This is a genomic window from Mesorhizobium sp. M0701, assembly GCF_040320365.1.
Classification (GTDB): Bacteria; Pseudomonadota; Alphaproteobacteria; order Rhizobiales; family Rhizobiaceae; genus Mesorhizobium.
Map to the genome: position 1 here is coordinate 155556 of NZ_JAMYPO010000005.1, position 21682 is coordinate 177237.

Annotated in this window: 21 protein-coding genes; 15 read left to right on the plus strand and 6 right to left on the minus strand. The window is 60.2% G+C overall.

Annotated elements, in window-relative coordinates:
* Positions 1-20: 20 nt before the first annotated feature.
* The gene (locus NKI24_RS07340; protein ID WP_352742733.1) at positions 21-1082 is read right to left on the minus strand and encodes a glycosyltransferase family 4 protein; all 1062 of its coding nucleotides are present in this window, start codon (positions 1080-1082) and stop codon (positions 21-23) included.
* A gap of 255 nt (positions 1083-1337) precedes the next feature.
* Between NKI24_RS07340 and NKI24_RS07345 the strand changes: the two genes are divergently transcribed.
* The 11 genes from NKI24_RS07345 to NKI24_RS07395 all read left to right on the plus strand — a co-directional run bounded on the left by NKI24_RS07345 (position 1338) and on the right by NKI24_RS07395 (position 11814).
* Positions 1338-1640, plus strand: coding sequence for a DUF982 domain-containing protein (locus NKI24_RS07345; protein ID WP_352474284.1), 303 nt, complete (start codon positions 1338-1340; stop codon positions 1638-1640).
* Positions 1641-2305: 665 nt separating this feature from the next.
* Positions 2306-2473, plus strand: a complete 168-nt coding sequence (locus NKI24_RS07350; RefSeq protein ID WP_352448851.1) for a hypothetical protein — start codon at positions 2306-2308, stop codon at positions 2471-2473.
* 261 nt (positions 2474-2734) lie between these two features.
* On the plus strand, positions 2735-2959 hold the full coding sequence (locus NKI24_RS07355; RefSeq protein WP_352742735.1) for a hypothetical protein: 225 nt from the start codon (positions 2735-2737) through the stop codon (positions 2957-2959).
* Between the two features lie 215 nt (positions 2960-3174).
* Complete coding sequence (locus NKI24_RS35935) at positions 3175-3429, plus strand: DUF6894 family protein (protein ID WP_502893791.1); 255 nt, start codon at positions 3175-3177, stop codon at positions 3427-3429.
* Positions 3430-3891: 462 nt separating this feature from the next.
* The gene (locus NKI24_RS07365; RefSeq protein WP_352448853.1) at positions 3892-4434 is read left to right on the plus strand and encodes a class I SAM-dependent methyltransferase; all 543 of its coding nucleotides are present in this window, start codon (positions 3892-3894) and stop codon (positions 4432-4434) included.
* A gap of 237 nt (positions 4435-4671) precedes the next feature.
* Positions 4672-6459 carry an ABC transporter ATP-binding protein gene (locus tag NKI24_RS07370; RefSeq protein WP_198023529.1) on the plus strand — a complete coding sequence of 596 codons (1788 nt, stop codon included), beginning with the start codon at positions 4672-4674 and terminating at the stop codon, positions 6457-6459.
* Between the two features lie 6 nt (positions 6460-6465).
* A complete protein-coding gene (locus NKI24_RS07375; RefSeq protein ID WP_352742739.1) occupies positions 6466-7647 on the plus strand; it encodes a glycosyltransferase family 9 protein in 1182 nt (393 codons plus the stop codon).
* Positions 7648-7656: 9 nt separating this feature from the next.
* Positions 7657-8841: a glycosyltransferase family 9 protein gene (locus tag NKI24_RS07380; protein WP_352448855.1), complete on the plus strand. Its 1185-nt coding sequence runs from the start codon at positions 7657-7659 to the stop codon at positions 8839-8841.
* The gene (locus NKI24_RS07385; protein WP_352448856.1) at positions 8831-10009 is read left to right on the plus strand and encodes a glycosyltransferase family 9 protein; all 1179 of its coding nucleotides are present in this window, start codon (positions 8831-8833) and stop codon (positions 10007-10009) included. Before NKI24_RS07380 ends, NKI24_RS07385 begins: the two co-directional genes overlap by 11 nt.
* A 300-nt stretch (positions 10010-10309) precedes the next feature.
* Positions 10310-11104 carry a sulfotransferase domain-containing protein gene (locus NKI24_RS07390; RefSeq protein WP_352448857.1) on the plus strand — a complete coding sequence of 265 codons (795 nt, stop codon included), beginning with the start codon at positions 10310-10312 and terminating at the stop codon, positions 11102-11104.
* Positions 11105-11118: 14 nt separating this feature from the next.
* A complete protein-coding gene (locus NKI24_RS07395; RefSeq protein WP_352448858.1) occupies positions 11119-11814 on the plus strand; it encodes a sulfotransferase family protein in 696 nt (231 codons plus the stop codon).
* 23 nt (positions 11815-11837) lie between these two features.
* On the opposite strand, the gene NKI24_RS07400 is transcribed toward NKI24_RS07395, so the two are convergent.
* Positions 11838-13235 (minus strand): glycosyltransferase family 2 protein, encoded by a 1398-nt coding sequence (locus tag NKI24_RS07400; protein WP_352448859.1) that lies wholly within the window; start codon positions 13233-13235, stop codon positions 11838-11840.
* Between NKI24_RS07400 and NKI24_RS07405 the strand changes: the two genes are divergently transcribed.
* The 4 genes from NKI24_RS07405 (at position 13152) to NKI24_RS07420 (ending at position 17238) form a co-directional block, all read left to right on the plus strand.
* Positions 13152-14207: a glycosyltransferase family 4 protein gene (locus tag NKI24_RS07405; RefSeq protein ID WP_352744159.1), complete on the plus strand. Its 1056-nt coding sequence runs from the start codon at positions 13152-13154 to the stop codon at positions 14205-14207. The two genes, NKI24_RS07400 and NKI24_RS07405, sit on opposite strands and share 84 nt — an antisense overlap.
* A 113-nt stretch (positions 14208-14320) precedes the next feature.
* On the plus strand, positions 14321-15094 hold the full coding sequence (locus NKI24_RS07410) for a glycosyltransferase family 2 protein (protein WP_352471919.1): 774 nt from the start codon (positions 14321-14323) through the stop codon (positions 15092-15094).
* 108 nt (positions 15095-15202) lie between these two features.
* On the plus strand, positions 15203-15925 hold the full coding sequence (locus NKI24_RS07415) for a glycosyltransferase (RefSeq protein WP_352448862.1): 723 nt from the start codon (positions 15203-15205) through the stop codon (positions 15923-15925).
* Positions 15926-16200: 275 nt separating this feature from the next.
* On the plus strand, positions 16201-17238 hold the full coding sequence (locus NKI24_RS07420; protein WP_352448863.1) for a phosphatidylglycerol lysyltransferase domain-containing protein: 1038 nt from the start codon (positions 16201-16203) through the stop codon (positions 17236-17238).
* A gap of 590 nt (positions 17239-17828) precedes the next feature.
* Here NKI24_RS07420 and NKI24_RS07425 read toward each other — a convergent pair.
* From NKI24_RS07425 to NKI24_RS07440, 4 genes are all read right to left on the minus strand, one after another.
* Positions 17829-18905 carry an ABC transporter ATP-binding protein gene (locus NKI24_RS07425; protein ID WP_352448864.1) on the minus strand — a complete coding sequence of 359 codons (1077 nt, stop codon included), beginning with the start codon at positions 18903-18905 and terminating at the stop codon, positions 17829-17831.
* Complete coding sequence (locus tag NKI24_RS07430; protein WP_352448865.1) at positions 18902-19702, minus strand: ABC transporter permease; 801 nt, start codon at positions 19700-19702, stop codon at positions 18902-18904. Before NKI24_RS07430 ends, NKI24_RS07425 begins: the two co-directional genes overlap by 4 nt.
* A 1-nt stretch (position 19703) precedes the next feature.
* Complete coding sequence (locus tag NKI24_RS07435) at positions 19704-20564, minus strand: ABC transporter permease (protein WP_352744259.1); 861 nt, start codon at positions 20562-20564, stop codon at positions 19704-19706.
* 66 nt (positions 20565-20630) lie between these two features.
* Complete coding sequence (locus tag NKI24_RS07440; RefSeq protein WP_352448866.1) at positions 20631-21650, minus strand: ABC transporter substrate-binding protein; 1020 nt, start codon at positions 21648-21650, stop codon at positions 20631-20633.
* Positions 21651-21682: the final 32 nt, after the last annotated feature.

A 21682-nucleotide genomic window follows, 5' to 3' on the forward strand; every position in this document is an offset into this window, starting at 1 on the left:
AACGTCCACAATGACGCCGATCAGGACGCTCTCGCTTCACCGGGAGTACCGATCAGGCGCGCATAGGCAGCCACATAGTCGTGGGCCATTCTCGTGGCAGAAAAACGGTTTTCGAACACGGCTCTCACCTGTCGCCTGTCGAGGCGCAGCAATTCCGGTATCGAGGTGACCGCGGCATCGACCGTATCGACAAGGAAACCGGTCACGCCGTGGTCGATGATCTCCGGCAGGGCACCGCATTTCCAGGCGATTACCGGCGTGCCACAGGCCATAGCCTCTATCGCGGCAAGACCGAACGGCTCCGGCCAATCGATCGGAAACAGCAGGCCGGCCGCCTTGCCGAGGAATTCCGCTTTTCTGTCCTCTTCGATCTCGCCGATATAGTCGACACGGTCGCCGTCGATCAGCGGCTCGACCGTGTCGTGGAAAAAAGCGCGGTCGTCGTCGCCGATCTTTGCCGCAAGCTTCAGTTTCAGCCCGGAGCGCAAGGCGATCTCAATGGCACGCTCTGGGCGCTTGTCGCGCGACAGCCGGCCGAGAAAGGCCAGATACGGCTCGTCCACCTCCGTCTCGAAAGTCGGCTTGTACATATTGATCGGTAGCCCGTGATGGATGGTCGCCAGCCAATTGGCCCTGGGTAGCCCGGTTCTCTGGCTGCGCGAAATCGAGATCATCGGAAAGCGCGGAAAATGTTCGTAGGCCGGGGCCAGGTCGACATAGTCGAGCCTGCCATGCGGTGTCGTCACCGTCCGGTCGGGCATGTGTTCGAAGAAAGGAAAATGCAGGAAGTGGCTGAGATGGAAATGGATGATGTCGAACTGTTGCGCACGGCTCCTCACCTCGGCGAGCATCGAGAGATGCGCCGCGGTTTCGGATTTGTGCGGGCGTGGATCGAGACGGAGCGCGCGCTCGCGACACGCCACCAATTTCGCCGACGTCTTGGTATCGCCGCTGGCGAACAGGGTCACGTCATGGCCAAGCTCGAGCAATCCTTCGGTCAGATAGGAGACGATGCGCTCCGTCCCTCCATAGAACCGGGGTGGCACGGATTCATGGAGCGGCGCCACATGGGCTATTCTCATGTTTTGGCATTTCCCTCAAAAAGACTGCTCGTGGCATCGAAATGCATCAGCCGCGCTAACGTTCCCGTACAATGGCAAGATGTCACCCAATTGGGGCAAGATGTCACCCAATTGAAGCTGCCGGGCGCTTCCACCGCTGCTCGTCTCGTCCAGCCAACATTTTTCAGGCCAAGCCCTCTTTTGCCGGGAACCAAAGTCGGGTTCGCGAGTTTAGTGGGGTTCGATCGCACGCATCCGGTCGACGGGGAGGAAATGATGGACCGCTTGCAATTCTTTTCGCCCGTGCGGATTTTGCGCGGACAGGGACAGCCCGTGGAGGAGATCGACAGCGTTGCCGAAGCAATGGCATTCTTGCGAAAATGGCCGGCCGGGCGGCGCGGGCCGGTTTACCAGTGCGCCGTGAATTGCTGCGCTGCGGCCATGGCCGGCCGGATGTCGGCCGAGGAAGCGCGAAAGGCTTTTGCCGGCTTCGCCCGGATCACCCGCCTGCTCGAGGGCGATCGGCCGTTACCGATGAGCGGCGAGGATCGGCATCGCGATCACGCCTTGAGGCGATAGCACCGACTGCCGCAGATCGTCCGAGCAAGGATGGCATTCAGCCGGAGCACCCGATCGGCGACCGACGAGCAGCGCCGGCAAGGTGTCGTAGAGCGCTGCCCAGTAGGGGGCGTAAAACTCACACCGGTATTCCGGCACTATCCAGTAGTGCCGCTTGAGCTGCTGGCGCCGCTCGATCCGCCGCTGCTTGAGCCGCCGATGGGCCTCTTGTTGACGTTGCGTGGGGAGGGATGGTTGTTAGCGCCCTCGTTTACATTTTCGCAGGTGCACTTGCGCTGATATTTGGTGCCGAAGGCACTGCCTTCATTGCTCGCCTTCTGGCAGACCGACCCATGGCAAATCAAAGTCGCTTCGGTTGTCACGGGGGTAAGGCCCGTGATGACTAGTGCGGTTGTCGTGGCTGCCATGGCCATGATTGTGAACCGGAGTAAATTCCGAAAATTTGCATAGATACCTCGCTTTCTGACGCCTCGCTTCTCGGGCTCACGCCCAAGCGTCCTCGTTGTCGAGTGGGTGTTTGCGACAAGCCCGCATACGGATCGCTTACGCCTCAGCGGTCGGGGCTCAGGGGCGGCATAAAAAGTTGGACGAAGCGCAGACAATGGTGCCGCATTGCGGTATTTCGACCGGAAAAGGCCAAAGATGCACTTTTGGGGGAATGGAAAATGTCGAAACGGCTTAGACTGGTGCTGGGAACGGCCGGCGCAATTGCCGTCGCCATTGTCTGGGGAATCATCGCCACGTCGATGGGTGTGCCATCGATTCTGATCACTCTAGGAGCGGTCGCGATCGGCGCGGGCATCTACAGCTATGTCGATCGAAGCCGAAGCTGATCCGGTTATCAGGTACGGGCATAGCGCAAAAATCCCACGGTCGCAGACTGTCTGTGCCAATGCTCAGTGTACGAAAATTACCAACGACAGCGTTCTGTGGAACGAGTGGCCTGCCGAAGCTATTGTGGTGGCGGTCCGAGACACCCCGCCTCGGGTCATTGGCTCACCCAGCCGAGTGGTCCGCTGCTACCCAATGGCAGCGGACCTTCATCCGGAGGACAGACCCGGAAGACGGACATTGTGCCGAATCGAGGGAGAACGATGGTCGTTGACGAGATTGCCGCGCGGCGCCTGAAAATTCTGCTCGAGCAATACATGGAGACCAGGAAGAGGCGCCACGATGCGGTTTCCACCGCAGCGGCTGAGATCGCGATCAGGGCTGTCATGCCGAATTGCCCGGTCTCCGGAAAAGCCCTGGACGACATGATTGCGGCATGTGCGTTCGAACACGGGCTGGGGGTGCTGTTCGATCAACCTGACGCATGAAGGCCTAAACGCCATGAATCCGAACGCCAAAATCGCACGGTGCTGTCGTGCACAAATCCGACGCTGTTCCTGAGGCGCTCGCCACTAATGCGCATCGCGTCGATCGGCCTCATGCGACGCGCTTTAAGTGCTTGTTTTTGTGCATGTCGTTGCCGCTAAACCGCTGCACAGTTTTGCGCGACATGCATTAGAGAAACCGACCGACCGGAGCAGCCATGCCGAGATATTTTTTCCATTTCCGAAACAATGAGGGCCGCTTGACGGAAGATTTCGAAGGTCAGGAGTTGGACGGTTTGTCCGCGGCTCAGGATAACGCAATGGCTTCGGCCAAGGAAATCCTGGCCGAGGGTCTGCTCAGCGGCGGCCCAGTCCTGACAGGCCTTTCCTTCGAAATCTGCGACGAGAACCGGAAGCTGCTTTTCCGATTTCCATTCTCGGAAGCTGCCGAAAAGGCCGGCGCTCGACCTTGATTGGCCAAAAAGCCCGGCGATGCGGGCTTTGATCGAGCCTGGCTGAAAAACCGCATGTCGTGGCAAGACGGTCGTTGGTGCAAATCAGCACCATAGGCAAATTAGTAGCATAGCTGCCGGCACAAAGCAAGAACAAATATGGCTTGCCTTGCCGACGGGCCATTACTTATGTCCCTGCGTGTGCCGGCCCGGGCTATCGTGCGTTTCAGGAACTCGAGGGCAGGCACGGGTAGGGGGCGCCAAGCGACGTTGCCATTTCCAACCAGTATGTCGATTTGTCGGGGCCGGGTGTTCGTCAACTTACCGAAACGTCTTCGCAGGATGCTGTGATCAGGAGTTCCTTTCTCCCGCGGTTGCGTTTACAGGACGCTCAGGACAGTGTCGTTTGCGCGCCAGCAACTGGACCGAGTTAGGCCGGGCGCACGGTCCCCCTCCGTCAAGGAAACCAGTTCGGCGCCGTTTTTGGAGAACAATGATTTGTGGTGGTCAAATAAGCAAAAGAGATTCAAGGGAACGTGGGACGACAGACTGGACGGCCTATTCTCAGCAGAGGTCGACTACGCCGGGAAATCCATTCTCGATGTTGGCTGCAACATGGGTGTTGTCGCCTATGAGATATCCAAGCTAGGACCGAGTGCGATCCATGGGATCGACATTCTCAAGCCGCATATCGAGACGGCCAGGATGATCTTCCTGGGTTGTCCGGTCCAAAGCCGGTTCGATTGTCTCGATCTTGGCAGCCGGAAGCTGCAAAATGTTCTCCAACCGCAGTACGACATTGTCATGCTGCTGGCGGTCTACCATCACATGCAGTGGAGCCTCGGCGCGGACAAGGCGCGACGCGTGCTGTGCGACATCGCCGGGCGTGCTCAAACGATCGTTGCCCGCGTCCCTCCTGGCAAGGATAAGGAGATGATCGCGGTGCTTTCGGATGTGGGCTTTTCAATCAAAAGCAATCACACATCGCCTCTTGGAAGCCATCTCATGGTCCTCGCGAAACACTGACCAGGCATAGCGCGGCCGACGACGAATGGCGCAAGAGCCGCGTGGCTGGGGTCCGCTATGCTCGCATGCGAGGAACCGACGGTCATAAGCCGATGACGTGCAAGGATCCGGTTCGGCATTGACTGCGGTCGGGAACGAAGCCACAGACAGGTGATCGAAACCGTCTCGCGCTTCAAGATAACGCGAAGACCGGACGGGATCGCAACGGGCGGCGACGAGATGATTACAAAGAAACGAGTGTCAACGGCCCCAGCATATCCGCTGATCAAGCGTCTGATTGGCGAAAATCTGCCGCCGCACAAGATGCTGTATGTGACAGGTTTGCTGTGCTCGATCGCCGCTGCTGCGGCGACCGGCGCGGCGGCCTGGATCATGAAAGTCATGATCAACACCATCTATGTCGAGCGAGACGCTGCCGCTGTATCGGGTATCAGCGCCGTCATCATCGGCATTTTCCTGGTCAAGGGCATAGCTGCCTACTGCCAGACCATCACGACGGGAAAGATTCGCCGGGCTATCGTTTCGGACCTGCAAAACCGGCAATTTTCCCGAATGGTGTATTTCGACATCAGCCGTTTCGCGAACCAGCATCCGGCAAAATTCATCTCCAAAATCATGTTCAACGCGCGCGCCGGGGCGACCGTTATTCTCACCCTCACGAGCAGCGCCGTCTCTGATCTGCTGACCCTGATTGCCTTGGCCAGCGTCATGGTCAAGCAGGACCCGGTGATGTCGCTGATATCCGTGGCGGTTCTGCCGATGCTGTTCCTGTCAGTCGGCGCGATAACAAGGAAGCTCAAGGCGCTGGCGAGGGGCGAGACGGAATTGGCCGCACAAGTCCAGTCGATCGGCACGGAAGCCGTCGAAGGCATCCGCACCATCAAGTCCTTCCAGCTCGAGGACAAGGCCGTCGCCAGCTTTGCAAAGGCCGTCCGCAAGATGGAAAGACGTGGCATCCAGATCAATCGGACGTCAGCATTGATGAGCCCATTGATGGAGACCGGCGGCGGCGTGATCATCGGGCTTTTCGTTATGTACGCCAGCTGGCAGACGCTCGGCAACGGCAAGACGCCCGGCGAATTCATGGCCTTCATTACCGCGTTCCTGCTTGCCTATGAGCCTGCCAAGAGGTTGGCCCGGGTCAATGTCGACATCCAGAAGCAAATGGTCGCCGTCGAGCAGATGTATGATTTGATCGACACGCCCGAGCAGCGGCGACTCGCGATCGCGGGCGAGCGTCTGACCGACGTCGATGGTGGTATCCGCTTTGAAGATGTGGCCTTTTCCTATGACGGCAACAGCCCCGCGCTCGAGGGTGTTTCCTTCGACGTGCGACCTCGTGAGAAGCTGGCGATCGTCGGCCGCTCCGGCGCCGGCAAGACCACCATCGTTAATCTGATCCTGCGCCTGATGGAGCCGGACAAGGGCAGGATCCTGATCGACGGAAAGGACATTTCGAAGATCAGCCTGGCCGACGTTCGCGATAACATCGCACTGGTATCCCAGGACGTCTTCCTGTTCGAAGGCTCGATCCGCGACAACATTCGCGACGGCCGCCCGAATGCCACGGATCAGGAAATCGAGTCCGCTGCGAACCTCGCCCGGGTCACCAGCTTTGCTTCGGCGCTCGAAAACGGGCTCGACACGCTTGTCGGGCCAAGCGGCACCAACCTGTCCGGCGGCCAGAAACAACGCGTTGCCATCGCGCGCGCCCTGCTCAAGAATGCTGCGGTAATCGTCTATGACGAAGCGACATCGGCGCTTGACGGTGAAAACGAACGGGCGGTTATGGAGGCAGCCTTCGACAACACATTTCAGCGCACGGTGATCTGCATTGCGCACAGGCTGTCTACAATCAAGGCGGCCGATCGTATTCTCGTGTTTGACGCCGGACAGCTTGTCGATGCTGGAACGCATGACCAGCTTGCCAAGCACAGCGAGATATATCGTTCGATATTCCACCTGGAGACGCCCGATCCGATGGTCGAAAGCGGCAAAAAGCTGCGGCAGAGCGTATTGCGCTGAAGGCCGATGACCAGCTTTTATCACGGTTCCTATGTCCGGTATGTGATTGGTGGACTGGGCCTTCAGGTGCGCCGGTACAAAAAGGCGGTGCGCAGGTTGTTTTTCAGTCCCAAGCAGCCTCGTTCCATTCTTGAGCTGCAGGCCAAGGTTGAGGCCCTGATCGTGCGCAGGGACTGGAAAGGCCTTGAAGCCGGTACCAACGAGATGGCTGTCACGGCCGATCATAATCGCGACCCGGAGCTGATGCAGAAGGCGGGCCAGGCGTTCGAACGCCTTGGCAACTTTGCGCGGGCAGCTGAGCTTCGGCTTTCCGCTCGCCGGCTGCGGAAAGGGAAAAGCGCCAACGAGTGGACCGGCGAGAATCTCGGATCGGATACACTGCTGATCGATCTTGTGGAGGATGACCCGCGCAGCCTTGGCCGGGTTATCCGCCACGCGCGACTGGCCGGCGCTGCCGCTGCCTATGCCCAAAGCGCAACAATTCGGGTCGAGCCGCGCCTGGTATCAATTCTGCAGCGAACGTTCCCGAAGGCGACCGTGGTCCCGGCGCAGCGGGATGTGGTCGGCGACAAACACGCGACTTTCGAAGATCTCGCCTGGGTGTTCGGACGCGACGCCGAAAAGCTTGCTGCCGACTTCGTACCGCTGCGGGCAGATCCTGAACTCGTCGAGACATTCCGCAAGCGCTATCGCTCGATGACGGATCTGCCGCTGGTCGGCCTCTCCTGGGGCAGCAAGTCCCATACCAAGGACGTGCCTGATTTTCCTGAATGGGCACGGTTCATCGCCCAGACGCCAGCGACATTCGTTTCGCTCCAGTACGGGCAGATCAAGCCGGCGTTGCGGCGCCTTCGCAACGGCAACGACGCGCGTCTGATCTTTGACGACAGCGTCGACCAGATGGTCGACATGGACCGTTTTGCCGCACAGGTCGCCGCACTCGATGCTGTCGTGACGATCAGCAATACGGCGGCCCATCTTGCCGGAGCCATTGGCGTGCCGACTGTTTTCCTCATCGACGATAATTTTCAGACGGCATGGCCGGTGACCGGCGACCGGACACCTTGGTATCCGAAGGGCATTGTCATTCGCAAGGAGGGGCGCCCTTGGTCGCTGGTGCTCGACGAGGCCGGCCGGCGGCTCTCGTCGATCCTGACGACGCTTTCCGACGCTCCCCGGGGACGATAGAACATCGCCGTGCAGAACAGACGAACCATCCTTCAGAAGGCAAAAACCGCCGACCTGCGCCCGCAAGGCGCCGTCGGCAAGCGGCTGCAGAAGGTTCTCGAGCGGGCAAAGGAACTTCTTAGACGTCCTTCGCGCCACACCGACGAAAGTGCCGAAAGGCATATGAGGCTGATGGAGGAAAGCGTGCAGCGTGGTGACTGGCAAACTGCTCGCGACCATGCACTGGCGCTTGGCGCGCTTGGTGAGCAGCTTGGCGATCTCGGCCTGATCAAGAAAGCGGGGCGCGGACTGAGGCGTCTCGACGGAGGAAATCGCATCTGGCAGTTGATGGCGGCGAGCAAGCAGCGCGGCAGACCCGATTGGGATGGCAGTGATCTTGCGGGTCGCACGCTTCTCGTCGATCGTCGCGAAGGCGACCTGGCGATCTTTTTCCAGTTCGCGTCTTTGCTTGGTCCAGCAGCTGCGGCTGCCGGTCGATGCATCGTCTTCGTCGAGCCGCGACTGGCACCGCTTTATCGCAGAACATATCCTGCGCTCGATGTCAGGATTGAAGGGGAAGAGGACATGGCGGCGGTGGACGCCGATGTCGTTGCCGGTTTCGAGACACTCGCAAAGCATTTCTGGCCGGACGACCCGGCGGCACGCGCGCCCTTCGTTCCGCTGGAGCCGGACCGCCGACTGGTTGCCGAGCTGCGCGGTACCTATCTCGATGGCGGCCCAGGTCCCCTGATCGGATTTGCCTGGGGAAGCCTCAACAAGAGCAAGGATCTGCCGGCCCTGGACGATTGGCGGACGCTGTTCAGCAGCCTGCCGGGGCGCCTCGTCAGCTTGCAATATGGCGATGTCGGGCCGGCCCTCTCCGAGTTCGAGCGCCACGCGCCGGGGCGCATCATCCATGACGCTTCCGTCGACCAGTTGACGGACATGGACCGCTTTGCCGCGCAAATTGCGGCGCTCGACGCGGTGGTGACGATCAGCAATACCGGCGCCAACCTGGCCGGAGCGCTCGGCGTGCCGACGATTGTCATGCTCGACGACGGGTTTCGACTATCCTGGCCTGCCTTCGGCGAGACCGTCGCCGCATATCCGAGCGTTCGACTGGCCCGAAAAGGCGGCCGAGCCTGGGCGTCGGCAGTGCAGGAAGCAGGCGGACGGGTCATGCAAATCATCAGCGGAGCTGGCGATGGAAGGTAGCCTACTTCTCGGCCGGTTGCGCCGCGCTGTCGCGCTTGCAGGCTACAAATACAAGGTCTGGTTCCGACGTCACCGCCGGCAGCTCTTCCTTCGCTGGCGCGACGGCGACATTGCCGATCAGATGGCGGATTATCGGCGAAGCGTCGAGTCCCGCGATTGGCCGGCGGCACTGCCGAAAGCCCTGGCTCTTGGATCCATTGCGAAGTCGAGGGGCGAGGTCCACCTGATCGACGAGCTCAGCAAGGCGCTGATGCGGATGGGCGCTTATGGCGCAGCCGCCGAACTCAGGATTGCACGACGCCACATCGTCAACGGCCGCGTCGATGGCGAGTGGCTGGGCCAGGATATTTCGGGCCAGACACTGCTGATCGATCTGATGGAAACCGAAAAGCAGGGTCTGGCCACCGCGATCCATCATGCGAGTTCCGTCGGCTGTGCGCTGGGGCGCGCCGCCCGTTCGATCGTCCTGGTCGAGCGCCGCCTGGTACCGCTCTTTCAGCGCACTTTTCCGACCGCCGATGTGCGGCCGGTCGGCGCTGACGGCAAGGCTGCCTATGGCGAGGCGCAGGCCTTCGCCGGCGTCCAGCATCTGACTGCCGTTTTCGAAACCGACGAGGCGACGATCCGCGAGCATTTCGTGCCCCTTAAGCCGGATCCGGCCCGGGTCGCTGAACTTCGCGCCCGCTACCGGAAGGAAGGACGGCCGTTGGTCGGTATCGCATGGGGCAGCTCCAATCCCGGCAAAGACCTGCCGCCGCTTGCCGCCTGGCGAAACCTGATCGGCCGACCGGACCTCCGGTTCGTCTCGCTGCAGTACGGCCAGATCGAGACCGATCTGAAGATCCTGACCGACGGTGAGCCGGAGCGCATTCTTCATGACAGATCGGTCGATCAGCTCGTCGACATGGATCTTTTCGCCGCGCAGGTTGCCGCGATGGACGCCGTGGTGACCATCAGCAATACCGGAGCGCATCTGGCCGGCGCGCTCGGCATCCCCTCGGTTTTCATTCTGGGCGACGGCTTCAAACGCTCCTGGCCGGTCGAGGGCGACCGCACGCCCTACTATCCATCGGCCGTGCTGGTCTCGAAACGGGAACGCCCCTGGTCCGTGGTGATGGGCGAGGCCGAGGCCATCCTGGCGCCATGGATCACAAAAGTAAGTGGCTAATGCATGTCGTCCGAAAGCGCGTCACTGAATACGCTTCGACGCGATGCGCATTAAGGATTCGGCCGCCGGATCGCGGAACGGAGCGCCCGCGTCGAACAGTCGTCGCAACAGGCCAAAAAACATAAGGCATTCCGAACCGGGATATAGTAAAGGCCAATTCGCCCCGCAGAGGATCGCAATTCTTGCCGGCATTTCTGCCTTGTGTTCGAATCAGCCGTAGGCTTAGGCGCCCAGTAATGGGGTTGGTCTGGCCGGCAGCGGTTCGGGCGCCAGCTCTGATAATCTAAAGGAGGTCTCTCCATGTCCTTTCTAAACATGTCCTTTCTAAAATTTTTCCAGGCCAAAGCGCCGCCTCTTCCTCTTATCGTATCCTTTCCAAAATCGGGGCGCACGTGGCTACGTGTCATGCTGGACGATCTCGGAGTTGAAGTTCAATACATTCACGACGGAACCGACCACAAGTTACTTCGACCGATATCGGGCCTAAAGGAGAATAAATCTCGATACAAGAAGAGAAGAACAATAATGCTTGTTCGCGATCCAAGAGATACGGTGGTCTCAGGGTACTTTCAGGTTCAGAAGCGCCACATGCTTCCAGCGGGATCGTTCAGCGATTTTATCAGAAGCGACAATCATGGGGTTGAAAAGATCATCAGATTTAATCTGCATTGGTTCGCGGCCATGCCCCGGATGCGCGAAATCCGGTATCTTCAATATGAAGATATGCATCGGGATACGGCTGGTGTCCTTCGCGCGATCCTTGGATTCCTGAACCAGCAGGCTGACGATCGGACGCTTGTCGAGGTGGCGAACAACCGAACGTTCGACAAGATGAAAGTGAGTGAATCGACCGGTGATCTGTCCGATCGATACGGCAAGATACTACAGCCGCGCGATGCGAATGATCCCGAAAGCTTCAAGGTGCGCAAGGGCAAGATAGGCGGTTACGGCGAATATCTTTCCGAGGACGACGTGGCCTTTTGTGACGAGCAGTTGGCTAAGTTCGAATATTGGGAGAAGCTGGACAAGGTTTTTAGCACGAACGGCTTGTGCTACGCTCGCGTCGATAACCGCGCCCGGGTCGCCTTGGGTTAGGGAGCATTGCCGACATGGTGATGCGGACCGGATTCATTTGCGGCTGCGGCCATAGCGGGACGACGTTGATTGCGACGATCCTTGCGTCGCATCCCGACGTCTACCTGCCGCTCCAGGAAACCAACATTTTCTTCAAGTGGACGCCACTGGCCATGTTCCGCTTCTGGAAACTGAAGCGGGCGGCGCTCGATGCTGGAAAGAACGTGCTGCTTGAAAAAACACCGCGGCATATCCGCCGTGTCGCCCGCATTCGCCGGCTCGTGCCCGGCGCGCGTTTCGTCATGCCGGTGCGAGATGGGCGCGACGTCGTAGCGTCCCTGATCAAACGACTTGGCGACCCAGCGGAGGCTCTCGACCGCTGGATCAACGACAATGCGCTGGTTCTTGCGGAACGGGGAAAGCCGGATGTGCTGATCTATCGCTATGAGGACCTGGTCGAGAATCCGGCCAAAGTCGTCGAGCAGATATGCGGCTTTCTCGATGTAACCTTCAGCCCGGATCTCCTCGACTATCACAAGAACCCGCAGCAGTGGTTCAAGCCGACCGACGCCAGCGGCGAGACGCCACATGCGGTGCTCCGGAACCAACAGGTCAATCAGCCGATCTATGACGGGAGCGGAAGATGGCGCTCCGAACTTGGAAACGCCGAGCTACAGGACCTGGTACAAGGACGAGGTGCCCAGCTTATGAAAGCATTCGGTTATGCATGATCGGCATCTGCTTGAAATGCCGTCTACCAATCAATTTTGTCGATCAAACCCGTTTTGAACAGGCTGTGAGCTCCTTCGTACAGCATTGACTGTTCGCTCATCGCGCTGAGAGCGGCTTTACCGCTCGATACCTCATGATACTGGCGATATTTGGAAGCGCCGTTCCAATACTGACCTTCCGCCACCGCGACCTGCGCCTTGTCGTTGAAATCGGCGAAGAACTTGAAATGAAGCAGGCCAGCCAATCCCTTTATATAGTTTCGCCAGTAGGGCAGCGGTGAGTGAATCGACGTAAAAATCGTCTGGCGATCAACATATATCAGAGGAAACTTGGTCAACTTGTGCTGCCTGGCGAAAAGCCGGGTTCTCGGGCCGCCTGTGATCTTGAGATGCCGGGGGCTCCTCGTCACCTCATAGCCGCTGCCGTCGAAATGGTCCGCAACTTGCCATGGCGGCACGATGGGATCGAAGGGTACGTCCCAGATGTTTCCGCTCGGATACATGTCGATCATCGGCGCCAGCAGGCGTGTCATTCCGCGCCGCTTGAGCCAGTCGGCCATCGCACCGAGCGGATGCTGATCCATACCGTCATAGACAAGATATTCGTCCGCATCCACGGTTAGATACCAGCGAGGCTGACCATAGATCTGCACAATCCGCTGACGCCAAAGGTTTCCCAGGTCCGACTGTGAATAGGTGATCGGCGAGCTGAATAGATCGACATCTGGCTGCTCGGCCAGAAGCTCAGCTGTTCCGTCTGTCGAGCGATCATCGAGGACGGCGAATCTGGTGACGCCGAGTTCGCGATAGTGCTTCAGGAACGGGCGTAGCCTGTCCGCCTCGTTGCGGATGACGAGGATCAAAGGCAGGTCATTCGCTTTAAGGGGCGTTATCGGCCGCAGCGATGACACTTCTGCCCGTCTTCCGAAAGTGTGTCTCAGCCGATATATGGCGGTGTCGGTAATCGTCCGGCGGACAATGGCGGGCCAGGTTGCTTTGCTCAAGCCATCGATTCCCCTCATGGCGGTCACCGCCCGGCTGGAGCTGGCGCTGATCCGCTGTTTGCAGTTAATTTCTACATGCAGCACCGTTAGGCAAATCGCAAGCAGTTGCGGACAATGGACACAGGCCTGTTCTGAGTTCCGGCGGGTGAGCTTTCCAAGTGTTGCCGATGCGAGCTGGCCTCTATAGACATCGTCAGATGGCAACAAGGCCGGAGCCCAGAGCCCATGCACGCCGGCATTCGTGGCACCGAAAATCAATTCGACAGGCCGCTCCTGTTCGTGCGCCAGCGTTATGCGCCTTTCGGTGGCGGCGAGATCATGTTGGAAAACATCATGGCCGCATTCGCCGCGCGTCAGCGGCGGGTGGCCGTGCTGTCCGGCGACTGGCCGCGTTATGAAGGCATCGAGTTCATCCATTGTGCCGGCCGCCGGTTTCCGCGTTCGCTGCGGGCGACGTCCTTTGCTCAAGCCGCCTGCCGCAAGATCGCCGAGATGCCGCCGGCACTGGTGCAGAGCAACGATCGTCTCCCGTGCTGCGATGTCTTCCGGGCCGGGGAGGGCGTTCATGCCGCCTATCTTGCCGAGCGGCGGCGTTTCGAGACGCGGCTTGGCAGGGCGGCAATGGCGCTGAGCCCCTTTCACCGCCAGACGCTGCGCCTCGAGCGCGCAACCTACGCCAGCCCGAGGCTCAAAGCTGTCATTGCCATTTCGAAGATGGTGGCAGAGGACATTGTCCGTCACTACGATTATCCGGCGAAAAATGTACACCATATTCCCAACGGGGTGGATCTCGACCGCTTCAACCCGCAGCTGCGCCAGCAGCATCGGGCGACAATCCGCGCGCGGCTCGACGTCGACGAAAACAGGCCGGTCGTCCTGTTTGTCGGCTCGGGCTTTGCGCGAAAAGGACTTCTTGCACTGATGAAGGCGGTCGCCAGGCTCGATGGCGAGCCTGAATTGTGGGTCATCGGCCATGATTCGCGCGCCAACGCCTTCAGGCAGGCCGGTGACAGGCTCGGTCTCGGCGCACGGCTCAAGATGCTGGGGCCGCAGAAAGACATGCTGCCGTGGTACGGCGCGGCCGATATTGCCGTGCTGCCTTCCATCTATGATCCTTTCGGCACAGTGGTCATCGAAGCGATGGCCAGCGGCTTGCCCGCCGTGGTAAGCACCGGCTGTGGAGCGCGCGAGCTTGTCGAGCGGTTCGAGCCGACGCTCGTTTGCGATGCGGCCAGCGAAAGCGACCTCGCTGCAGCGCTCGCGCACGCGCTGCGGTTGTCGTCACGACCTGACACCGCGGCCCGGGTGAGAGCGGCGGCCGAACACTATGATTTCAATGTCATGATCAAGCGAATGATGGCGCTTTATGAAAGCCTTGATCTGAAATGATTTTCGACTTTGTTGAATTAGGTTAGTACCCTCAGTGTGCTAACGGGCCGGGAGCCGATGCTGCAGATGCATTCGAATGACAGTGGCAGCTTTGATGCCGGAGCATTCTGACCGTGCCGGCGCTCTCGGTCATTATCATCACCCGCAACGAGGAGGCATCCATCGCGCAATGCCTTCGGTCGGTCCATTTTGCCGATGAGATCGTCGTTCTCGACAACAACAGCAGCGACAGGACCAGGGAGATTGCCGGTGCTCTGGGGGCCAAGGTCCTGATGACCGTTGATTGGCCCGGTTTCGGCGCGCAAAAAAACCGTGCGCTGGCCGCGGCAACGGGGGATTGGATCCTCTCGCTTGATGCCGATGAGTGGGTGGAGGCGCCGCTCGGCGCGGAAATAAGGGCCGCAATCGCCGACCCAAAAGCCAATGACGGCTTCGAAATACCGAGAAGATCGCGCTTTTGCGGGCACATTGTCCGCCATAGCGGCTGGTCGCCCGATCTGGTGCTCAGGCTCTTCCGTCGCCGCTCCGGGCGGTTCAGCGACGACACCGTGCACGAGAAGGTATTGGTGAACGGGAAGGTCAGCCGATTGTCCCAGCCGATCGAGCACGATTCCATTACCGACTTGGCAGATGCCCACGACAAGATCGGCCGGTACGCAGAAGCGTCCGCCGCGCAACTGCTTGCCGAGGGCAAAAAAAGCTCGATAGGCAAGGCGGTTTTGCGCTCGGTCTGGGCCTATGTGCGCAGCTATATTTTCCGGCTGGGATTTCTGGACGGTTCCATTGGTGCGATGGTGGCCGCGTATTCGGCCAGCTACACCTATCAGAAATGGGCCCGTGTCGCATTGGGAATGCGAGGCCCGGTCCACCCAAAAAAGCAACGCTGAGGCCAGGACAAATCTGTGAGAAACCGGCTTGGTTGACCGCAATTGTTGCCGAGCCATCGCCAACTAGTTAGTGTACGACCGTAAAAATCGAAAGCCAGGGTAGTGAATATGACTGATGCGTTTAGGGTATTTATCGGATGGGACAGCCGTGAGCCGATCGCGTACGACGTCGCGCGACACTCGCTGCTCAAACATGCGTCGGCGCCTGTCTCCGTCATTCCGATCAAACAGGACGAGATGCGTGCCCGCGGGCTCTATTGGCGGGAAAAAGATCCGCTCGCCTCAACGGAGTTCACCTACACGCGCTTCCTCACGCCCTTTCTCGCCGACTACACGGGTTGGGCCCTGTTTTGCGATTGTGATTTCCTGTGGCTTGGTGACGTCGCAGGCCTGCTGAAATATACGGACTCGGACAAGGCGGTCTATTGCGTCCAGCATGACTATACGCCGAAGGCCACAACCAAGATGGATGGTGTGGTCCAGACGTCCTATCCTCGGAAAAACTGGTCGTCGCTGATGCTGTTCAATTGCGCGCATCCTTCGGTCAGATCGCTCACGCCAGAGGTCGTGAATCAGGAAAGTGGCGCCTATCTTCACCGAATGCAGTGGGTTGCCGACAAAGATTTGGGCTCATTGCCGGTAGAGTGGAATTGGCTCGAAGGTTGGAATGAAAAGCCTGCGGTCGGCACACCTAAGGCGGTCCACTATACCAGCGGCGGCCCGTGGTTTGCCGAATGGCAGAATGTCGACTACGCCGATTTGTGGATAGCAGAACGCGACGAGTTCCTGGCTTCCGATCAAGCGGAATCTTCTCAGAGCGCCGTTCGATAAGAACATCGTGTTTGGCAGGTGACCTGGGCGCTTCCGAAAGTGGCATTGATTTTCGTGTCGCCAAGGGCGCAGCAACCAGCCGTCAGGCGCGGGGCGTCGACAACAATGGGTGTTGCCGCCTGGGGGCGGGACCGGGGCAGATTGCGCCTACGAATCTGGCGGCTCCGGCCGGGTAAACATGCCGCGCTGAGATAAGGATCAGCTCGCGGCAATATGATCGGTTTTTTGGGTCCGTCAGCTCTTTCATCGGCCTAGCCGGCACGCGAAAGTCGACCATGCCGTCACTGCGAAGACGCCTCGATCGTTTCCTGGAGAACCGCGGGCCTAAAATACCGCGGCTGCAGCTGAACCATGTCGAGCGCCTGGCGCTGGTCCGTCGCCATGGTGATTTTTCCCTTGCCTATTCGACCGCCGTGCAGAAGGGGCTTCACTACTTCGGCGATGCCCAGGGCTACATCGCTTACGGCAGCAAAACGCGACATCATTTCGCGCTCGGTGATCCAGTGGCTGCCCCGGCCGATCGGCGCGACTATATCAGACGTTTCATCGAGGTTGCCGGCAGCCCGTGGTTCGTGCAGATCGGCGACCAGACGGCGCGCGTGCTTGCCGGGCTTGGCTATCAGGTCAACCGCCTCGGCGTCGACACCAGGCTTGTCCTGCCCAGACACGACTTTTCCGGAAAGCGCAATGAGACAGTGCGCTATTCCGAACGCTGGCTCTTGAAGAAGGGTTTTTCCTTCGCGGAGGACAACGGGACTGTCTTCCTCGACGAGATTGCCAGGCTCTCCCAGAATTGGCGGGGCGACCGCATCGTCAAGCGCTGGGAGATGAGATTTCTCAACAGGCCGTTTGCCGATCACCTTGGCGTCGATATGCGCCGTTTCGTCCTGCACGGTCCGGATGGGGAGCTCGTGGCCTTGCTGGATTTCGATCCGCTGTTCAGCGACGGCAAGGTCATCGGCTACACCACCTCGTTCAAGCGCAAGCACATCGATGCCTCGGCGCATGCCGAGATCGGCCTGACCAAATTCGCGGTCGACCGCTTTCGCGATGAAGGTGTTTCCGTCGTCACCCTAGGCCTGTCGCCGCTTGTCGAAATCGGACCTAGCGGGTTTGCCGAAAGCGATTTCTGGCGGCACGCCTTCCAGCGTGCCTATGACTCCCCCTGGGTCAATCGCACCCGCTTCAATCTGCGGGGCCAGGCGGCCTTCAAGCGCCGGTTCCATGGTGTCGAAGAGCCGACCTATCTCGCCTTTCGCAAGGGAACCTTTTTCGAAGCGCTTTCTCTGCTCCGGCTGATCAGGGCCGTCTAGCGCCTAGTGGCTGGGCGCTCGTCGTCTCCTAGCATGGTCGACCTCACACCGGTCAGGCTTGGTTGTTTAGGTGGGAAAGGAATGCCGCGGCGGGAAGCAAAAGACCGGCTGCGAACCGCCGGCCCATTCTGCGGCATCCCCCAGTCCCGCCGGGGCACTTTTGGCAGCCTGAGAACGGCTCCGCGTCAGCGCCAAGGGGTCGGATTCACGGTTGCTGCAGCGTACCGCCAGGAATAACGAGGGTACCCTGGCCTGGCCTTGAGTATCTGAAGCCTATGAAGAACAAAGCAACGATGATCAAACAAATGACGATGACCGCGACGACGCTGCCAGGATGGTGTCCGGTATCTGGCGGTTGGACCATTGCCTTCCCGTATGGCTATCGCCGCTGACCTTCTTCATCTTCCAACCGAGCATGACGACTGTCAATGGATACGGGAGTTGCGCCCGCCATCCAATCAGCCGACTGCAGCGTCGATCACGTTGCGCGCTTGCTGACCGAAGCTGATGATGGACCTAACCACAGCTTGTTCCCAAGCACGCTCCCATCGCTGCGAAGCGTTGAAGGGCGGCGATCCACCGCGGCTTGGTCAGGCCGGAAACAGGAATGCAGCAGCGGGATCGAAAAAGACCTGCCGGCTGCAGGGCCACACATCCTGCGATTGCATGGCGGCGGAGGTCGGCCTGATGTCAACCTCCTGTCCAGCGGCGATGCGCGCAACGATCCGCCGGCGCTCGCCGTAAAATGCGATGTCGACGATCTCGACATTCAGTTCCGCGCTCGCCGGGCTCCGCTCCATGCTAAAGGCTTCGGGCCGGATCATCAGCCTGGTCTTCTGGCCTTTGCCGAACGTGCCGTTGGCCCTGACTCCGGATATGACCGAACCGTCTGTCATGCGGATCGTTGTCGTGCCGTTGGTGGTGCCGAGATGTTCGGCGGCGAGGAAATTCGAATTGCCGATGAAGCCGGCGACGAAATCGGTCGCCGGCCTGAGATAGAGATCCTCGCCGGTGCCGGTCTGCTCGATGCGGCCATCCTTGAACAGGGCGATTCGGTCCGACAGATGCAGCGCCTCTTCCTGATCGTGGGTGACGTAGAGAATGGTGACGCCGGTCTGGCGATGGATGCGGCGGATTTCGCCCTGGATTTCCTCGCGCAGCTTCTTGTCGAGCGCCGACAATGGCTCGTCCATCAAAAGGATCGGAGGATCGTAGGCCAGCGCCCGGGCCAGCGCGACGCGCTGCTGCTGGCCGCCCGACAGCGCACCGGGTAAGCGTCCGGCAAAGCTTTCGAGCCGCACCAGGGCCAGCATGTCGGCGACCTTTTTCGTCACCTCGGCGTCCGGCCGGCGGCGAACCCGCAGCGGAAAAGCGACGTTTTCGGCCACCGTCAGATGCGGAAACAGCGTGTAGCGCTGGAAGACCATGCCAATGTTGCGCTTATGCGGGGGCACCGCAAGCAGCGACTTTCCTTCCAGCAAGACATCGCCGGAAGTCGGGTCCTGAAAGCCGGCGATCGCGTAGAGCGTCGTCGATTTTCCCGAACCGGAGGGCCCGAGGAAGGTCAGGAACTCGCCCCTGGGAATGTCCAGCGTGACGTCGTGCACGGCGACGATCGCCCCGAACGCCTTGCGCAGATTGCGGATGGAGAGGAAAGGGTGGGTCATGTCCGGAACTTTCGCTGCAGCAGCGCCGTCATCACCATCAGGGCAAGCGTCAGCCCGACCAGCAGGCTGGAGGCAGCGGCGATCACCGGACTGAGATCCGACCGCAGACTGCCCCAGATCTTGACGGGCAAGGTTTGCAAGCTGGGGCTGGCCATGAAGATCGCCACCACGACTTCGTCCCACGAGGCGAGGAAGGAAAAGATCGCGGCGGAGAAGATGCCGATCCGGATCGACGGCAAGGTGATCCTGAGCCTGGCCTCGAGCGGGCTTGCCCCGCAGACGATTGCCGCGTCCTCTATCGACTTGTCGAACCCTTCGAGCGCGGTCGCGATCGGAATGATGGCGAAGGGCAGCGCCAGCACGGTGTGGGCGATGACGAAGCCGATGGTGGTGCCGCCGAGGCCAAGGCGAAGGAAGAAGGCGTAGATGGCGATGGCGAAGACAACGACGGGCAGAACCATCGGCGTCAGCAGCAGGCCGCGCAGGATCTCACGTCCGGCAAACCTTCCGCGAACCAGGGCAAAGGAGGCGAGCAGGCCGATCGCTACTGCCAGGATCGCCGTCATGGTGGCGATCCGAGCGCTGGTCAGCGCGGCGTCGAGCCAGGCCGGATCGGCAAAAAGCTCCTGGTACCATTTGAGCGTCCAGCCGGGCGGCGGAAAAGCCAGCCAGCGCGACGAGCCGAAGGAGAGCAGAACAATGAAGACCACCGGCAACAGAAGAAAGCCAGCGACCAGCGCGGTGAAGCCGAGCAGGGCAACCCGTAGCCAACCCATGCGGTCATAGTCGAGCAGCATCTCAGATGCCTCCGCTCGTGCGCCTGGCACCGACAAGGCGCAGTTGCAGTGCGTAGAGAACCATGGTGACGACAAGCAGGATGAAGGCAGCGGCGCTGCCGAGCCCCCAGTTGAGCAGCGACTGGACCATCTGCGCGATCATTTCGGCAAGCATCATGTTCGACGTGCCGCCGAGCAGTGCCGGCGTTACGAAGTAGCCGAGCGACATGACGAAGACCATCAGGCCGCCGGCGGCGACGCCGGGCAGCGACAGCGGCACGAGGATGCGGCGGAACGCCTGGAAAGGGCTTGCGCCGCACAGCGACGCCGCACGCAGCGTCATCGGATCGATCGCCCGTAACGTGCCGACCAGCGGCAGGATCATGAAGGGCAGCATGATATAGACCATGCCGATAGTGACGCCGGTGAGATTGTTGATGAGCGGCAGCGGGTGGTCGATGACGCCGATGATCATCAGCGTCCGGTTGATCACGCCGGTACGCTGCAGGAGCACCATCCAGGCATAGGTGCGGGTGAGCAGGTTCGTCCACATCGACAGAATGATGATGCCGAAGATGATCGAGGCCAGTCCCGAAGGCATGATCGCCAGCATCCAGGCGACCGGAAAGGCGACAAGGACCGTGACGATGGTGACCAACGCCGCGACCAGGAATGTGTTGAAGAACACCCGCGCATAGGTGCCGTCACCAAGCAGGGCAGCATAGTTCTGCAAGCCTGGCTCGGGCTCCGTGACACTGCGCAAAAGCAGCGCCAGCACGGGGACGATGAAGAACAGCATAATCAGAATCAGGGCCGGCAGCAGGCCATTGAGACCTGCCGGCACCCGCACCGTTCCAAAGTTCCGGCGTGTTTCGACCGACATGACAGCGACCCGGCTAAGGGACGAGACGGCGCGAACCGTCTCGTCCATTGCGGTTCAAGGGCGGGCTTATTTCGCCTGCCAGGCATACCAACGCGCGGCGATGGTGTCGCGATTGGCGGCCCAGTAGTTCATGTCGAGATTGATCTGTCCGTCGACATGAGCGTCCGGCAGCGATTTCACGGCATCGGCCGGCATCTCTGCCTTGGCCTTGGTGTTGATCGGCGCATAGCCGCTGGCTTCGGCAAATTTGGCCTGGCCGGCGGGGCTGCTCGCCGCGGCGAGGAATTTCATCGCCGTATCCTTGTTCTTGGCACCCTTCGGTACCACCAGAACGTCGGCTGCGGTCAGGTTCTGGTTCCAGGAGACGCCGACATCGGCGCCATCCTTGTCCAGTGCGAAGACGCGGCCGTTCCAAAGCTGGCCGAACGTTGCTTCGCCGGATGCGATCAATTGCTGCGACTCCGCCCCGCCGCCCCACCAGACGATGTCCGACTTGATGGTATCGAGTTTCTTGAAGGCGCGATCGAGATCCAGCGGATAGAGCTTGTCCGCCGGAACACCATCGGCCAGCAGCGCGATCTCGATGACACCGGGCGCCGACCATTTGTAGAAGGTCCGCTTGCCCGGGAACTTCGTCAGGTCGAACATGTCGGCCCAGCCGGCCGGTTCACCCGAAATCGCGCCCTTGTTCCAGGCGAGAACGAAGGAATAGTAGAAACTGCCGACGGCGTGATCGGTGGTGAAGCGCGGATCGAGGTCGGCCTTCGGCACGGTCTTGAAGTCGATCGGCTCGAGCAGACCGTCCTTGGCCGCCTTGATGGCGAAATCCATCTCGACGTCGACGACGTCCCAGTTGACACTGCCGCTGTCGACCATCGCCTTCAGCTTGCCGTAGTCCGTCGGGCCGTCCTGCATGACCTTGATGCCGGATGCAGCGGTGAACGGCTCGGCCCAGGATTTGGTCTGCGCTTCCTGGGTCGTCCCGCCCCAGCTGGTGAACACCATGTCCTCGGCCTTTGCGGCCGTCGTTGCCAGAACTGTCGTTGCAATAAAGCCGGCAAGGAAGCCGGTGATGATCAGTTTCATGTCGTTCTCCTCTGTTGTTTTCGTTGTTGTCT

What these genes read in the sequence shown, in the direction of transcription:
- NKI24_RS07340 (WP_352742733.1), bottom strand. Translation starts at nt 1,082, where the DNA reads ATGAGAATAGCCCATGTGGCGCCGCTCCATGAATCCGTGCCACCCCGG.
- NKI24_RS07345 (WP_352474284.1), top strand. Translation starts at nt 1,338, where the DNA reads ATGGACCGCTTGCAATTCTTTTCGCCCGTGCGGATTTTGCGCGGACAG.
- NKI24_RS07350 (WP_352448851.1), top strand. Translation starts at nt 2,306, where the DNA reads ATGTCGAAACGGCTTAGACTGGTGCTGGGAACGGCCGGCGCAATTGCC.
- NKI24_RS07355 (WP_352742735.1), top strand. Translation starts at nt 2,735, where the DNA reads ATGGTCGTTGACGAGATTGCCGCGCGGCGCCTGAAAATTCTGCTCGAG.
- NKI24_RS35935 (WP_502893791.1), top strand. Translation starts at nt 3,175, where the DNA reads ATGCCGAGATATTTTTTCCATTTCCGAAACAATGAGGGCCGCTTGACG.
- NKI24_RS07375 (WP_352742739.1), top strand. Translation starts at nt 6,466, where the DNA reads ATGACCAGCTTTTATCACGGTTCCTATGTCCGGTATGTGATTGGTGGA.
- NKI24_RS07385 (WP_352448856.1), top strand. Translation starts at nt 8,831, where the DNA reads ATGGAAGGTAGCCTACTTCTCGGCCGGTTGCGCCGCGCTGTCGCGCTT.
- NKI24_RS07390 (WP_352448857.1), top strand. Translation starts at nt 10,310, where the DNA reads ATGTCCTTTCTAAACATGTCCTTTCTAAAATTTTTCCAGGCCAAAGCG.
- NKI24_RS07395 (WP_352448858.1), top strand. Translation starts at nt 11,119, where the DNA reads ATGGTGATGCGGACCGGATTCATTTGCGGCTGCGGCCATAGCGGGACG.
- NKI24_RS07405 (WP_352744159.1), top strand. Translation starts at nt 13,152, where the DNA reads ATGGCCGCATTCGCCGCGCGTCAGCGGCGGGTGGCCGTGCTGTCCGGC.
- NKI24_RS07400 (WP_352448859.1), bottom strand. Translation starts at nt 13,235, where the DNA reads ATGGATGAACTCGATGCCTTCATAACGCGGCCAGTCGCCGGACAGCAC.
- NKI24_RS07415 (WP_352448862.1), top strand. Translation starts at nt 15,203, where the DNA reads ATGACTGATGCGTTTAGGGTATTTATCGGATGGGACAGCCGTGAGCCG.
- NKI24_RS07420 (WP_352448863.1), top strand. Translation starts at nt 16,201, where the DNA reads ATGCCGTCACTGCGAAGACGCCTCGATCGTTTCCTGGAGAACCGCGGG.
- NKI24_RS07425 (WP_352448864.1), bottom strand. Translation starts at nt 18,905, where the DNA reads ATGACCCACCCTTTCCTCTCCATCCGCAATCTGCGCAAGGCGTTCGGG.
- NKI24_RS07430 (WP_352448865.1), bottom strand. Translation starts at nt 19,702, where the DNA reads ATGCTGCTCGACTATGACCGCATGGGTTGGCTACGGGTTGCCCTGCTC.
- NKI24_RS07435 (WP_352744259.1), bottom strand. Translation starts at nt 20,564, where the DNA reads ATGTCGGTCGAAACACGCCGGAACTTTGGAACGGTGCGGGTGCCGGCA.
- NKI24_RS07440 (WP_352448866.1), bottom strand. Translation starts at nt 21,650, where the DNA reads ATGAAACTGATCATCACCGGCTTCCTTGCCGGCTTTATTGCAACGACA.